The organism is Zwartia lucis (assembly GCF_965234455.1).
Lineage (GTDB): Bacteria > Pseudomonadota > Gammaproteobacteria > Burkholderiales > Burkholderiaceae_B > Zwartia > Zwartia lucis.
Genome location: NZ_OZ248472.1, coordinates 1,126,084 through 1,138,491, shown reverse-complemented (window position 1 = coordinate 1,138,491; position 12,408 = coordinate 1,126,084). Strand labels below are relative to the sequence as shown.

At 49.3% G+C, this 12,408-nt stretch carries 12 protein-coding genes; 1 reads left to right on the top strand and 11 read right to left on the bottom strand.

Translation table 11 applies throughout. The annotated features are described in order from the left end of the window. Positions 1–17 precede the first annotated feature (17 nt). The 9 genes from AC8GE9_RS05370 to AC8GE9_RS05330 form a co-directional block, all read right to left on the bottom strand. Positions 18–1,328 carry a hypothetical protein gene (locus tag AC8GE9_RS05370; RefSeq protein WP_506676079.1) on the bottom strand — a complete coding sequence of 437 codons (1,311 nt, stop codon included), beginning with the start codon at positions 1,326–1,328 and terminating at the stop codon, positions 18–20. Positions 1,329–1,357: 29 nt separating this feature from the next. After that, positions 1,358–2,224, bottom strand: coding sequence for an ABC transporter permease (locus tag AC8GE9_RS05365; protein ID WP_506676078.1), 867 nt, complete (start codon positions 2,222–2,224; stop codon positions 1,358–1,360). Next, the gene (locus AC8GE9_RS05360) at positions 2,217–3,011 is read right to left on the bottom strand and encodes an ABC transporter ATP-binding protein (protein WP_506676077.1); all 795 of its coding nucleotides are present in this window, start codon (positions 3,009–3,011) and stop codon (positions 2,217–2,219) included. Before AC8GE9_RS05360 ends, AC8GE9_RS05365 begins: the two co-directional genes overlap by 8 nt. 28 nt (positions 3,012–3,039) lie before the next feature. Continuing rightward, positions 3,040–4,047 (bottom strand): ABC transporter substrate-binding protein, encoded by a 1,008-nt coding sequence (locus AC8GE9_RS05355; protein ID WP_506676076.1) that lies wholly within the window; start codon positions 4,045–4,047, stop codon positions 3,040–3,042. Between the two features lie 70 nt (positions 4,048–4,117). Further along, a complete protein-coding gene (locus AC8GE9_RS05350; RefSeq protein ID WP_506676075.1) occupies positions 4,118–5,722 on the bottom strand; it encodes an acyl-CoA carboxylase subunit beta in 1,605 nt (534 codons plus the stop codon). A 4-nt stretch (positions 5,723–5,726) separates the two neighbouring features. Continuing rightward, on the bottom strand, positions 5,727–5,945 hold the full coding sequence (locus AC8GE9_RS05345; protein WP_506676074.1) for a biotin/lipoyl-binding carrier protein: 219 nt from the start codon (positions 5,943–5,945) through the stop codon (positions 5,727–5,729). A 65-nt stretch (positions 5,946–6,010) separates the two neighbouring features. After that, complete coding sequence (locus AC8GE9_RS05340; RefSeq protein WP_506676073.1) at positions 6,011–7,528, bottom strand: acyl-CoA carboxylase subunit beta; 1,518 nt, start codon at positions 7,526–7,528, stop codon at positions 6,011–6,013. 48 nt (positions 7,529–7,576) lie between these two features. After that, positions 7,577–8,824, bottom strand: a complete 1,248-nt coding sequence (locus AC8GE9_RS05335; RefSeq protein ID WP_506676072.1) for a CaiB/BaiF CoA transferase family protein — start codon at positions 8,822–8,824, stop codon at positions 7,577–7,579. Positions 8,825–8,834: 10 nt separating this feature from the next. Continuing rightward, positions 8,835–9,563, bottom strand: a complete 729-nt coding sequence (locus AC8GE9_RS05330; protein ID WP_506676071.1) for a GntR family transcriptional regulator — start codon at positions 9,561–9,563, stop codon at positions 8,835–8,837. Between the two features lie 248 nt (positions 9,564–9,811). On the opposite strand from AC8GE9_RS05330, the gene AC8GE9_RS05325 reads away from it, so the two are divergent. Further along, entirely contained in the window at positions 9,812–10,567 is a 756-nt protein-coding gene (locus tag AC8GE9_RS05325; RefSeq protein ID WP_506676070.1) for an IclR family transcriptional regulator, read from the top strand. Between the two features lie 53 nt (positions 10,568–10,620). On the opposite strand, the gene AC8GE9_RS05320 is transcribed toward AC8GE9_RS05325, so the two are convergent. Together AC8GE9_RS05320 and AC8GE9_RS05315 are read right to left on the bottom strand one after the other, a co-directional pair. After that, entirely contained in the window at positions 10,621–11,397 is a 777-nt protein-coding gene (locus AC8GE9_RS05320) for an enoyl-CoA hydratase/isomerase family protein (protein ID WP_506676069.1), read from the bottom strand. A 4-nt stretch (positions 11,398–11,401) separates the two neighbouring features. Then, entirely contained in the window at positions 11,402–12,370 is a 969-nt protein-coding gene (locus AC8GE9_RS05315) for a Bug family tripartite tricarboxylate transporter substrate binding protein (protein ID WP_506676068.1), read from the bottom strand. Between the last annotated feature and the right edge of the window lie 38 nt (positions 12,371–12,408).

Below are 12,408 nucleotides of genomic sequence, written 5' to 3'. Positions count from 1 at the left end.
GTTACTTAATCGGATGATCAAGTGCCAAATAATAGAACCCGATTTAACAAGCAGAGCAACAGGCTGATCACGAAGCTGTTCAAAAGTGCCATATTTAGTAGACGTATGCTAACAAGTCGGGTCACAGGAACTTGGAAAACAGCAGCTGATACGGAAATGGGTAACGTCCAAACCGATACCGCAGCACTCATTCCCCAGGCAAAAACACACATAGCGCCAATAATGAGCGGGTGAATGCCGAAGTCCTGTGCAGACAAAAGTGGCACCAAAATACTCGCGCCAATCATTGGGTGAAGGCCTATTTGCCCTAAACCAACAAGCGTCAGTACTGACAGTAGAATAAAGACTTCTGGATTGATGAGCGCAGGCTCAATACTTGCAACTAGCTCACGAAGATAGGGCAGACTGCCAACACTTGCGCTCAACAACATGGCCCCGATGACAATGAGTAGTTCGTCAGAAATCCTGGACATGCCTTGTGCTGCGTTGATGGCAGTTTGGCGGATTGTGACTGGCCTATAGAGGATGAGCAAAACAGCGAGGAATGGTGCTACAAGCACAACGGATTGTGCACCGCTGAATCCGAATAATGTTGAGCAACCTAAAATGCAGACAGTCACAACGAGTAACGGCCAAGCCAAGCTTTTGAACGAGTAAAGGGAGCTAAAAAGTTCTTGAAAACTTACGCGACCCGTTAAAAAATATTGAAATACCAGTAGACTGAAAACAGATATTGACAGGCAAACCAGAATCAGTAGACCTAACGAGACCTGGGTCAGCATTGCACTGACAAAACCCATCGAAACAAAAAAAGGGGACCACATCACGGCGCTGGCAACCCCAAGTGCCGCGGCCTGAGCCAACTTCGGCAGTTCCTTGGGAGCAAGTGATGCTGTCAGGTTACTGGCCAATAAGTGCAAAGATCCAACATTGAGCAACGAGCCAAGCGCATAGTTACCCGTTAGCGCTCGAAGCAGTGGATTGGGCCGGTCATTTGCATTGAACCGAACATTGGCAAACAGTGCTGAGTAGTCCTGAAAGCTTGCCCTTAAGAAGATGACAGCCGGAATAAAAGCGCCAAATATCTCGGCTCGATGCAGTCCAACCCATAACGGCTCTATGGAACCAAGCCAGACCATAGACGTGGCAGAAATCGCCAGGGCGATCAGAAAGATTGCGCGTACATGAAAGCTTGCTCGGGCAAAGGCACTGACTGCAAAAATGCATAAAAATACGATGGCTGCAAAAGAAAAGATGTATTTACCCGAAAGCAAATACATCTCTTCAAGAATCAGCAAGAACAACAAAGCAAACCCTGACAGACTCAATAGCCTGTCAGGGCGTCCCCCCGCCCTTCTTAATGTTGCATGCCCCACTTTTTGATTGTTCTAGCTTCCAGATTATTAAAAAAGACGTTCTCAACTAGCAGACCCACAATGATGATGGTGAACAAGCCAGCAAAAACACCAGGGATATCAAGCAAGTTCTTATTTTCGTAGATAAACCATCCCAATCCACCTGATCCAGATGAAACGCCAAACACAAGTTCAGCTGCAATCAACGTACGCCAGGCAAACGCCCAACCGACTTTTAGGCCTGTCAAAATACTCGGAAATGCAGCCGGTACCAATATCATGTATACATAGCGTAGACCGCTCAAGCCAGCGTTTCGACCGACCATGCGCAAGGTATTGCTCACACCGAGAAAGCCTGCATGGGTGTTCAAGGACACAGCCCAAAGTACCGAGTGCACCAGAATGAAGACAATACTCGAAGCACCTAGCCCAAACCAGATGAGCGCCAGTGGTAACAGTGCAATGGCTGGCAAGGGGTTGAACATACTCGTGAGCGTCTCAAGCAAATCAGACCCAACCCGAGTGGTGATCGCTAAAAAAGTCAGCACTGTTGCGCAGAGCAGGCCGATCCCATAGCCGATAAGCAAGATCTCGATTGAGTGCATTGCCTTACCGAGCAATCCCCCATTGACTATGGCATCAATGAAGGCAGTAATAGTCGCGCTGAATGTTGGGAACACCAGCGGATTATTCAGGTTTAGCGCATAGATTTGCCAAATACCAGCAATGATGATCAGAAGAATGGATTTTCTTAGCCAGCCCTGGTTTGAGAGTCGCTCCCAAACGGTGAGCGGCTTCTGAACGACACCGGAAACCGGACTGGTTTGCTCCCGGATGAATTCTGGTCGAAAAGTTTGCTCTTTATGCATGATCCGTTTCCTCATCTTCAATAACGTCTTTAAATAACATGTCATGAATTCGATCTGATAGCCGGGCGCCAGAGGAATCCACGGGGTCTAACCCATCGCTATTGAGCTCGGCTTTCACTTGGCCCGGATGAGGCGATAACAATAGGATTCGATTACCGATCAGAACCGCTTCCGGTATTGAGTGCGTGACGAACAAAACAGTAAATTTGGTATCTTCCCAGAGTTGCAGCAATTCTTCTTGCATCTTTCGTCGGGTCAAGGCGTCTAGTGCGGCGAATGGTTCATCCATCAACAGAACATCGGGCTCCATCGCCATGCCTCTGGCGATTGCAACGCGCTGCTTCATGCCACCCGATAACGTATGTGGCATTGAATTGGCGAATTTTGTTAGGTTGACTTTGTCAATGTAATAAAGAGCGACTTCTTCGGCCGCTTTCTTGCCTAACTTTCCTGAGGCCTGGAGAGAAAACATGACGTTTTCCTTGACTGTCTTCCAGGGCAGCAATTGATCAAACTCTTGAAAAACCATGACTCGGTCTGCACCCGGCTTCTGAACCGCAGTTCCATTAACCAGGATAGAGCCTTCAGTGGGGCGAAGAAACCCACCAATGGCCTTCAAAAGCGTCGATTTGCCGCAGCCTGAGGGTCCAAGCAAAATGAACCGGTCAGACGGATAGACATTAAAGGAGACTCGGTATGTTGCAGTGACCAAATGGTCTTTGGTTTTGTATTGCAAAGTCACTCCATTTACTTCGACCAATGGCTTTGCTTCATGGGACACTTGCATTTTCTCTCCAGTATCAGGACAACAGAGCCTAGCTGCCGTTCAGGTTGTGAATATTTTCAAAGAAAAGCTCCTTCCATGACTGAGGACGATTTTTCAGTATCTTAATATCGTTCATGAACTGCGCAAAGGGAAGCAGTCGTTGAGGCGCCAACTCATACTTAATAAGCGGGTTCTGCATGATGGCGAGGATATCCTCGACTTTTTCTTTGCCGCCACCTTCGGCAACGTAGATTTCAGCAGCCGCCTTCATGTCTTTGTTGATAAATGCAGTCGCCTCTTGGAGCGCAGCCATCACGGCACCGAACGTCTTTGGATTCTCTACACGGAACTTGTCTGCTGCCCACACCATCAGGAATGTATTCGGGCCGCCCATCACATCATACGAATTAAGCACAATGCGAATTTTGGGGTCAAGGATCGCTCGATTCCAAAAGGGTGGTGAAGTGAATTGAGCAGTAACACCCCCGGTGCCTGATAACAATGATTGAAGGCCAACTGGATGGGACAGATTTACCATTAGCGGGTTGAATTTCCTGTAGTTATCCATGCCGAACTCTTTTACAGCAGCCATTTGCAGGTAAATTGTCTGCACTGAGCTACCAGCTCCTGCCATGGCAATGCGGTCTTTGTCTGTGAAGTCTTTCAATGCTTTCACATTTGGATTGCTCGTAATGAGCATGTTTGGCATGGAAGAAAGTGCAGCGACTCCTTTGACATTCATGTTTCCTTTGGTCCGATCCCAAAGAATCAAGGCCGGTCCGGTGCCACCGGAGGCAAAGTGCAAGCTTCCGGATAACAAAGCATCGTTGGCAGATGAACCACTTCCCAAGGTTGCCCAGTTAACTTTGGTGTTATTTAATCCAGCCTGTTTTAGATGTTTCTGTACAAGCTCATTGTGCTTCATCACAGAGAGCTGAAGGTAACCAATGCCGTACTGAGACATCAGGTTGACCGCGGGGACTTCCGCTTTTGCAGCACTAACGCTTAATATAGCCAGCGCGCTGGCCACAAGGGCTACTTTACGTATCAATTTCATAACTGTCTCCTGTGTAATAGGCAGCGCTCTTTCAGACGCCTTATTAATGCCCTGACTGCTTTATGACATGTCAGGGTCTAACTCCATACTTGGGCTTGGGCCCAAGCGAAGTTAATCTTTTGTATTTCGAGGCTTCTATAAGCCTGCATAAATACGCTCGCGTCTCACGCGGATCAATGATTTCTTCGACACCAAAAACTTCAGCAGTTAGGTAAGGTGATGCAAACTCGCGAAGCTCTTGCTCGATCTGCTGTTCGCGTTCTTTTGGATTCTTGGCTGCTGCAATTTCGCGTTTAAAGGCAGCACTCACACCGCCTTCAAGCGGCAGTGATCCCCATTCAGCCGACGGCCAGGCGATCTTCATGTCTAGTCCATTTTTGTCAGTAGCGCCCATGCCTGCCATGCCATAGCACTTGCGTACCACCACTGTGTAGATAGGTATGGTTGCCTGCAGACCAGCGCAGACACACTTCATGCCCTCACGAAGTGTGGCTTCTGCCTCGGCGTCTTTACCGACCATGAATCCAGGGACATCAACAAGAAACACAACCGGGATGTGGAATGTGTCGCAAAGGTCGATGAAGTGGGTTTGTTTTCGGGCGGATTTGGCATCCATTGCGCCGCCGTAAACCATCGGATTGTTCGCGATGATGCCTACTACGTTTCCATGCATGCGGGCTAACGTGGTAATCACGCTCTTGCCAAAGGTAGGTGCAATCTCAAAGGTAGACTCTTTATCTACGATTAAGTTGATCAGTTTGCGCATGTTGTAGGGTCTGCGCCTATTTTTGGGGATGATGCTCGCCAAAGCCTCTTCGCGCCTGTTTGGTGGATCAGATTGGTCACCTACAGGTGGCAGTTCCCAAACGTTCTGAGGCATATAACTGAGAAAGCGCCGAATCATTTCCCAACATTGCTCTTCATTTGCGGCGACGTTGTCGATCGTTCCGGCTTGGTCAACGGCGACTGCAGACCCGCCAAGAGCCTCTTTAGTGATTTCCTGACCCAGTGATCTTGCAACAACTGGAGGGCCTGCGGCAAAAACTTGACTTGTTTCTTTGACCATGACTGACCAGTGGGACAGAATGGCTCGTCCTGCAGGGCCGCCGGCAGCCGTTCCCATGACAGCACAGACGACAGGTACTTCACCAAGTAGCCGAACAGATTGTTCAAAACCATGCACGCCGGGAAAGACAGAGTGGCCTCTTCGCAAAATTGACGTCACACTGCCACCGGCGCCATCGATAAGGTTCACTAAGGGAATTCTGTAGTCGTGAGCCAGATCTTCGATAAAGCCACCTTGACCACCTTTTTTACGGTCACCGCTCCAGCTAATCCCACCTTTGACGGTGAAATCCTCCCCGCCTATGGCAACAGGCCGACCCCAAATTTCGCCAAGCCCGCAAACATAAGGGGCCGGGGTAAAACGTTCGAGCTTGCCGCTTTGGCGCTCACTTTTTCCAGTCAGCGTGCCGACTTCCTGAAAACTTTCTTGATCTAATACGCCATTGAGTCGCTCGCGAATGGTCTTTCGGCCATTGGCATGATGCCGCTGGATCGATTCTTCTCCTCCCAGAGCCAGGGAAAGCGCGCGACGTTGCTGCAGTTCAGCTAGCTCAACAGACCAATCGTCTAAGTCATCCGCACCAGCGGGGTTTGTATTGACAGGATTCATGAGATTAACCTATGTCTGCCAGAACCTGCCCTTCGGCAACGGAGTCCCCTTCCTTGACGTGTAAAGCTAATAGCTTGCCTCCATCTTCACAAACCAAAGGAATTTCCATTTTCATGGACTCAATGATCATGATGCTGTCGCCCGGCGCAATATCGTCACCCACTGCAGCGACAATCTTCCAGACAGATCCGGTGACTTCTGATTTGAGCTGTTCTGCAGCCATGTTTAATCCTTAAGTATGTTAATGAATAGTCGCTGATTTTTGGGGAATACTTTTCTTCTTGGTGGTTAATAACTTGTTGGCCAGGCACGCATCAAGTGCTCACCGATGCCGTTAGTGAGTCGAAGGCTGTGAATATCAAGCATTTCCTTTAAAAACGAACGCGTCTCGGTCGGCAAGATGACCGTCTGTACAGCGTAGATTGCTGCAATGTCCCAAACAGAATTGGCCTTGTTCATTTGTGCAAGTGCCTCGTCAAAGCCGGCATCACCCGGTGAAAGTCCGTGCACGATCTTCACGGCAAATTGGGCGTCCATGAAGCTGACCTCTGCGCTTGGCCATGCGGCAAATTCGTCTGAGTTTTTGCCGCCACCCATGTTCAAGTAGGCTTGACCATAACTTTTGCGCAGCAAGATAGATATTTTGGGTACTGTTACCAATGACAATGCATTCATGAAATTCATGATTTTTCCAGGTGCACGGCGCTTTTCAGCTTCCGTACCAATCACAAAGCCTGGTGTGTCCACTAAAAAAACCAGGGGAATATTGAATGAATCGCACATCACAATGAATTTGGTGATCTTGTCACAGGCATCGGTGTCAAGTGCGCCTCCCTTGTGCATCGGATTGTTAGCGATGAACCCCACTGACTTTCCATCTAGACGCGCCAGAGCTGTTACTGCCGTTTTACCAAAGCGTGCTTTCAACTCAAAAAAAGAGTCTTTGTCGACAATGGCACGGATAACTTTTCGGACATCGTAGACTTGGGTGCGTCTCTCAGGGATCAAACTCGCGATATCCTGCACGGCAAGGTCTGACCCGTCAGGCACGCTGGCTACTGGCGCTGGTTCCTGATGGTGTGACGGGAGATAACTCAAAAACCGTCGAATTGCTTCTAAAGCTTCTTCGTCAGAGTCAACCACCATATCGGCAAAGCCTGTCACCTCGGAGTGCAAACGCCAGCCACCCAACGCTTCAGGGTCCACTTCCTCGCTAATGGCCATAGACGCAAGAATTGGGCTTGAGACAGCGAGAATAGCCCCTTTGCGCATAACGTTAAAATCGGACATAACCGAGTACCAGGAAGACGAACCGTATGACATCCCAAGCGTAGCTGACACCCATGGAATTTCACGCGTGCGGCGATACTGAGTGCCGTCATTGCCCAGCAATGAACCCATACCGGCCGAGCCCATGTGGTCAGGCATTCTTGCGCCCGAGGACTCGCCAAGAAAAATCAAGGGCATGCCGCGCTGTGTAGCGGTTTTCTTTATGTGTCCAATTTTCTTGCCGTTGGTCGCTCCGCTTGATGCGCCAAATACTGTGAAATCGTTTGATACAGTCGCAACACGGCGCCCATCAATTTTTCCAAATCCAGCCACTTTGCCATCGCAAGGGGACTTGTCCTTGGCGCTCGCCAAAGACGAGGTCGCAAATAGCCCCGACTCTAGAAATGATCCCTGATCCAGCAAAACATCAATACGTTCGCGAGCGTTCAGAAACCCCATCGCCTTGCGTTTGGCCAATTTTTCCGGGCCACCCATTTGCAGAGCTTTTTCTTTTCGTGTGTTGAATTCTTGATGCATGTATAACCCTTAATCTTTACACTTTTTCAAAGTTCGTATTCAAAAAAATCAGACGTTCTGAACGTGCGGCCGCTTGGCCTCAGAGCGGTCATAAATGACCCCTTGTGATTCAAGACGATCGAGCTCCGCATCGCTGAGTCCTAGTTCGGCAGACAGCGTGGTGCGAGTGCTCGCACCAACCCATCCACCGGTATGCTTAATCTTGCCTGGTGTTGCAGACAGCCGCGGTACAACCTGAGCCATGGCGACCGAACCGAGCTGCTCATCGCTAACATGTTGAATTGAACCGCGTGCCTGGTAATGCGGGTCGTTGAAAATATCTTCAATCGTGTAGATTCGCATGGCTGGGACGTTGACCGATTGCAAAATAGCTTCAATTTCTTGCAGGCTGTGACTTTCCGTCCAAAGGCCAATGTCATGATCGAGCGCTTCAAAGTGCTGTCCGCGAGCTGTTGCGGTGCTGTAGCGCTCGTCTTGTAGCAGCTCGAGGCGGTTCATGGCATGACATAGCCGCGTGAATACCGAATCAGCCATCGCCGTGATATGAATGTGCTGTCCGTCTTTCGTTGGATACAGGTTATTTGGAGTGCTCTCTGGAAGGCGCGAGCCGCAACGATTGGCGATATGACCCAATTTGTCATATGCCGAAATCCAAGGCTCCATGAAGCTGAAGGCACATTCATACAGAGCGGCATCTATGCATTGACCGATGCCAGTTTTGCCTCGAACGACCAACGCGTTCATGGCACCGAAGGCTGCATACAGACCCGTTATGTAATCAGTCATCGAAACAGCGACCCGACCTGGTGGGCGGTCAGCATCGCCAGTAAGGTGTCTTAACCCACTCATGGCCTCGCAAATCACCCCGTAACCGGCACGATCTTTGTACGGCCCATCCTGTCCGAAACCGCTGATTCGGACCATGATCAGACCTGGGTTGTCTTTTCGTAGATCCTCATAACCCAGTCCCCACTTCTCCAAGGTGCCAGGCTTGAAGTTTTCAATGACGATATCTGCTTTTAAGGCCAATTTTTTTGCAATCTCTCGTCCTTCGGGAACACGCAAATCAATCGACAGTAGCGTTTTGTTGCGAAAAATGCTCGCTGCATAAAGAGAAACCCCATCCTTGCGCTTGCCCATGGAGCGCACGGGATCACCCTCGGGAGGTTCTACCTTGATGACTTTGGCACCAAAGTCGGCTAATAACCGCCCACAGAATGGGCCTGCCACTGTAGATCCCAACTCCAGAACAGTGATGCCATGTAATGATTGTTGCGTTGCATTGATCGGGCTCATATGTATTCCGTTAAAGGACGTATTTTTGATAGCGTTCTATATATGACTTGGCGCTGCGCATCGTTTCCCTGCGCGCTTGTTCTGCTTTCTCCGGGTTTGACTCACACATGGCCGTCAACACAGCTTGATGTTGTTTCAACCCTTGAGCGGCCCTGCCAGGCAGGATGATCGTGCGACGGATGACCGTCTGAGTGCGCTCAAAGATAGTGTCAAGAATTTCCGCCAGAATCTGATTCCCAGTCGATGCAACCACATCTGCATGGAATCTCTCATAGGCAACGATGTATTGATCAATGTCACCTTGTTTGACACAATTTTCTAGGTGATCATTGAATTCCTTGAGGTAGGCTTGCCACTTTTTTGAGTCTCCGCGAATCGTTGCTAAGCGAATACACAAGCCCTCAAGAACCTCACGCACTTCGTAAAGATCAAAAATCTGTGAAATATCCAGACGAACCACAATCGCACCACGATTGGGAATGCGCTCGACGAGCCCGCGCTGCTCAAGAGTACTCAACACGTCGCGAACACGACTTCGCGAGATGCCGTACTTCTCAGACAAGAAAACTTCACTAAGCTTCGACCCTGGGGGTATCTCCTGTGTGGCGATCAAGTGCCGCAACTCCTGCGTCACAACGCCCACATCCTTCTTGTTTGCAACCGCACGCGAGCTGTTTCTAACCGTCTCTTTTGGCTGACTCGCAGACTGTGATTGGCGCGGCTTGCGAGGCAGTGACATACGAAGACTCCTAGAAGGCAGATCTCACTATACAAAAGAGCAAACAAAATTGTCAACATTTTTGCGACAAACATGTTGACGCATTGCAGCAAAGGTCAGCAGCGAAGATGCTGCAGGTGCTCTGCTGATTTACAGCGTTGTTCATGGTGATAACAACTCGTGGACTTGGTGGATTGGGCAATACTCGAACTCGCGACCAACGAATTAAAAAATTATAAAATGTGTTTTCTAATGCTTTGAGGATCGTCATGGTCAACAAAAGATCCGCTGAGGGATCGTCCGGCGCATTGCGTCGCGGCCTACAAATCCTTGCGCTACTCCATAGAAATCATCCTGCAAGCCTTTCGATCCAAGACATCTCCAGCCAATCCGGTCTTCCAAGACCAACGGTATATAGATTGCTAGAGGCACTCATCGACGAAGGATGCGCGACACGCTGTCAACAATCCGGTAATTTTGAATATATTGGACTTGGATCGAGACTTCCTTTACAACCGCTTCAGCATAAAAATCTCGAAGTGGTGATGACGCGCATGAAAAATATTGCTCAACGCACCGGAGACTCCGTCTACCTCGTCATCCAAAACGGGGTTGATTCGATGTGCGTTCATCGTGAGCTCGGCCACTACCCCATACAAGTGAACTCCCTAGCGGTTGGTCAGCGCCAACCCCTAGGAATCGGCTCTGGAGGACTATCAATCTTAGCCGCAGGCTCTGACGAAGAATTAGAAAGAGTCATTCAAGTGAACACTCCCCGCTTTACGCAGTACAACGGGCTTTCAGCCACAACGGTTAAACAATTAGTGCACAACACACGATCAAGGGGATACGCGATTATTGGTAGTTATGCCATTCCAGGGGTCACGGGCGTAGGCATGGCTGTATTTGATAACGGCAAACCCATTGCAGGGCTCTGCGTATCCTCCACAACAGAAAGAATGTCCATTGCACATCAGCGCCTCATTGCTAAATGTCTGCAAGAGGCGCTAAGCGGATTGCGTTAATACTAACCTTCACTACAAGACACATTGCCTGCTTTCAACACAAGAGTAAGAGGCTATTGTCCGATAAAAACAGGCGGACGTTTTTCAAGAAATGCAAGTTGCGCCTCTCTTGAGTCTCGTGTCTTACCAAGTGCAATCGTCATATCCTGTTCATAACGATAAGAATCGCGCAGACTCATCTCTTCAATTGCATTTAATGTTTGTTTACTGAGCTGAACGGCCAAGGGGCTTTTGCCCGCGATCGAATGGGCAAACTCTAACGCTTTGGGCAACAGCCCTTCCGGACTCACCACGCAATTCACGACGCCGAGTCGAAATAATTCGGCAGCAGGAACTCTATATCCCGTTAAGGCCATCGTGCGCAACATTGAGTGTGAAAACAAGCGCGAAGCATGACCAGCCCCGCCCATTAAACCCACATCGACTTCGGGCAAGCCAAGAGAACCGTTTTCCGAGGCGATCAACACGTCTGCAGAGGCAGCTAGAACAAGACCCGCGCCTAAAGCAGGTCCGTTCAGCGCAGCAACTACCGGTTTGCTGCACTCCCTGATTGAGTGAAAACACTCTCTTGAGCGACGAAGATGTGCGGTCAAATCACCGGGGTCTTTGATGACTCCAGCACGTCCCTTTAGGTCTGCACCCGCACAAAAAACCTTACCCTCTCCGATCAGAACAACAGCCCGAATCGCTTCAGTTTCTGAAATAAAATCGAAACAATGCGTGAGTTCATCACTCATTACTTTTGAAAAGGCATTCACGGGCATGTTGCTAAGCGTCACAATCGCAACGCCAGCGTCGGCTTGAAAGCGGATTTGTTTATATTCTGTCATGGGGTCATTGCGCGGTAGCGCCCGATTCCTTAACGATCTTGCTCCACTTATCCATGTCACTCTTCACCAACTCCAAGAAGGCCTGTGGTGAAATAACACTTGCCTCAAACGCCTGCTGCTTTAAGCGCTCTTGAAACTCAGGAGAAGCGACAGACGTGGCGATCGCTTTTTGTAACTTGTCGACAACATCCTTAGGCATTCCTGCCGGACCCGCAACGCCCATCCATCCTGTCACATCGAAACCCGTCACGCCTTGCTCCACCATCGTGGGTACGTTGGGTAACAATTCAGAACGCTTAGTACCGCTTACTGCAAGCGCTTTGACTCGACCCGACTCAATGGCGGGGCGACCCGTTGAAACAAGGTCAAATAAAAACGTAATATTTCCAGCCATCACATCACTCATCGCTGCAGCACTGCCTTTATAAGGAACGTGTTGTGCCTGCATTCCCTGACTCTTTTTAAACAACTCTCCGGCGAGGTGACTCGTCGTTCCAATACCACCTGAACCAAAATCAGTCTTTCCGGAAGGACCCTTTCCTCGTGCAATTAAATCATTCAAATTTTTGAAAGGCGCTTGTCCATTGACGACTAGGACTAACTCGTAGTTTCCAATCGTTGTAATGTAGGAAAAATCCTTAAGCGAGTCATAGCCGATCTTTGGAAAAATGAACGGATTGATGGCCTGCGTTCCAACCGTAATCAGCATGATTGTGTACCCGTCAGCGGGCGACTTCTTAACGGACAGGGCAGCCACGCTTCCACCCGCACCTGCTCGATTATCGACAATCACCTTCTCGCCAAGCACTTCACTCAACTTAACAGCCAAGGTTCTACCTAGTAAGTCGGTTGGACCACCTGCTGCAAAAGGAATCACAAAAGTAATAGGCTTGTTTGGGAACGGCTGCGCATGCGCATATAAACTTGTAATCAGCAGAATGGCTGCACTAATGAATTGAATAATCGTCTTCATGTTATCTCCATTTGTTATAGGTACCAGCAACTCTTGTT

Coding starts and splice junctions, on each gene's coding strand:
- AC8GE9_RS05365 (WP_506676078.1), bottom strand. CDS start 2,224: ATGCATAAAGAGCAAACTTTTCGACCAGAATTCATCCGGGAGCAAACC.
- AC8GE9_RS05360 (WP_506676077.1), bottom strand. CDS start 3,011: ATGCAAGTGTCCCATGAAGCAAAGCCATTGGTCGAAGTAAATGGAGTG.
- AC8GE9_RS05355 (WP_506676076.1), bottom strand. CDS start 4,047: ATGAAATTGATACGTAAAGTAGCCCTTGTGGCCAGCGCGCTGGCTATA.
- AC8GE9_RS05350 (WP_506676075.1), bottom strand. CDS start 5,722: ATGAATCCTGTCAATACAAACCCCGCTGGTGCGGATGACTTAGACGAT.
- AC8GE9_RS05345 (WP_506676074.1), bottom strand. CDS start 5,945: ATGGCTGCAGAACAGCTCAAATCAGAAGTCACCGGATCTGTCTGGAAG.
- AC8GE9_RS05340 (WP_506676073.1), bottom strand. CDS start 7,528: ATGCATCAAGAATTCAACACACGAAAAGAAAAAGCTCTGCAAATGGGT.
- AC8GE9_RS05335 (WP_506676072.1), bottom strand. CDS start 8,824: ATGAGCCCGATCAATGCAACGCAACAATCATTACATGGCATCACTGTT.
- AC8GE9_RS05330 (WP_506676071.1), bottom strand. CDS start 9,563: ATGTCACTGCCTCGCAAGCCGCGCCAATCACAGTCTGCGAGTCAGCCA.
- AC8GE9_RS05325 (WP_506676070.1), top strand. CDS start 9,812: ATGGTCAACAAAAGATCCGCTGAGGGATCGTCCGGCGCATTGCGTCGC.
- AC8GE9_RS05320 (WP_506676069.1), bottom strand. CDS start 11,397: ATGACAGAATATAAACAAATCCGCTTTCAAGCCGACGCTGGCGTTGCG.
- AC8GE9_RS05315 (WP_506676068.1), bottom strand. CDS start 12,370: ATGAAGACGATTATTCAATTCATTAGTGCAGCCATTCTGCTGATTACA.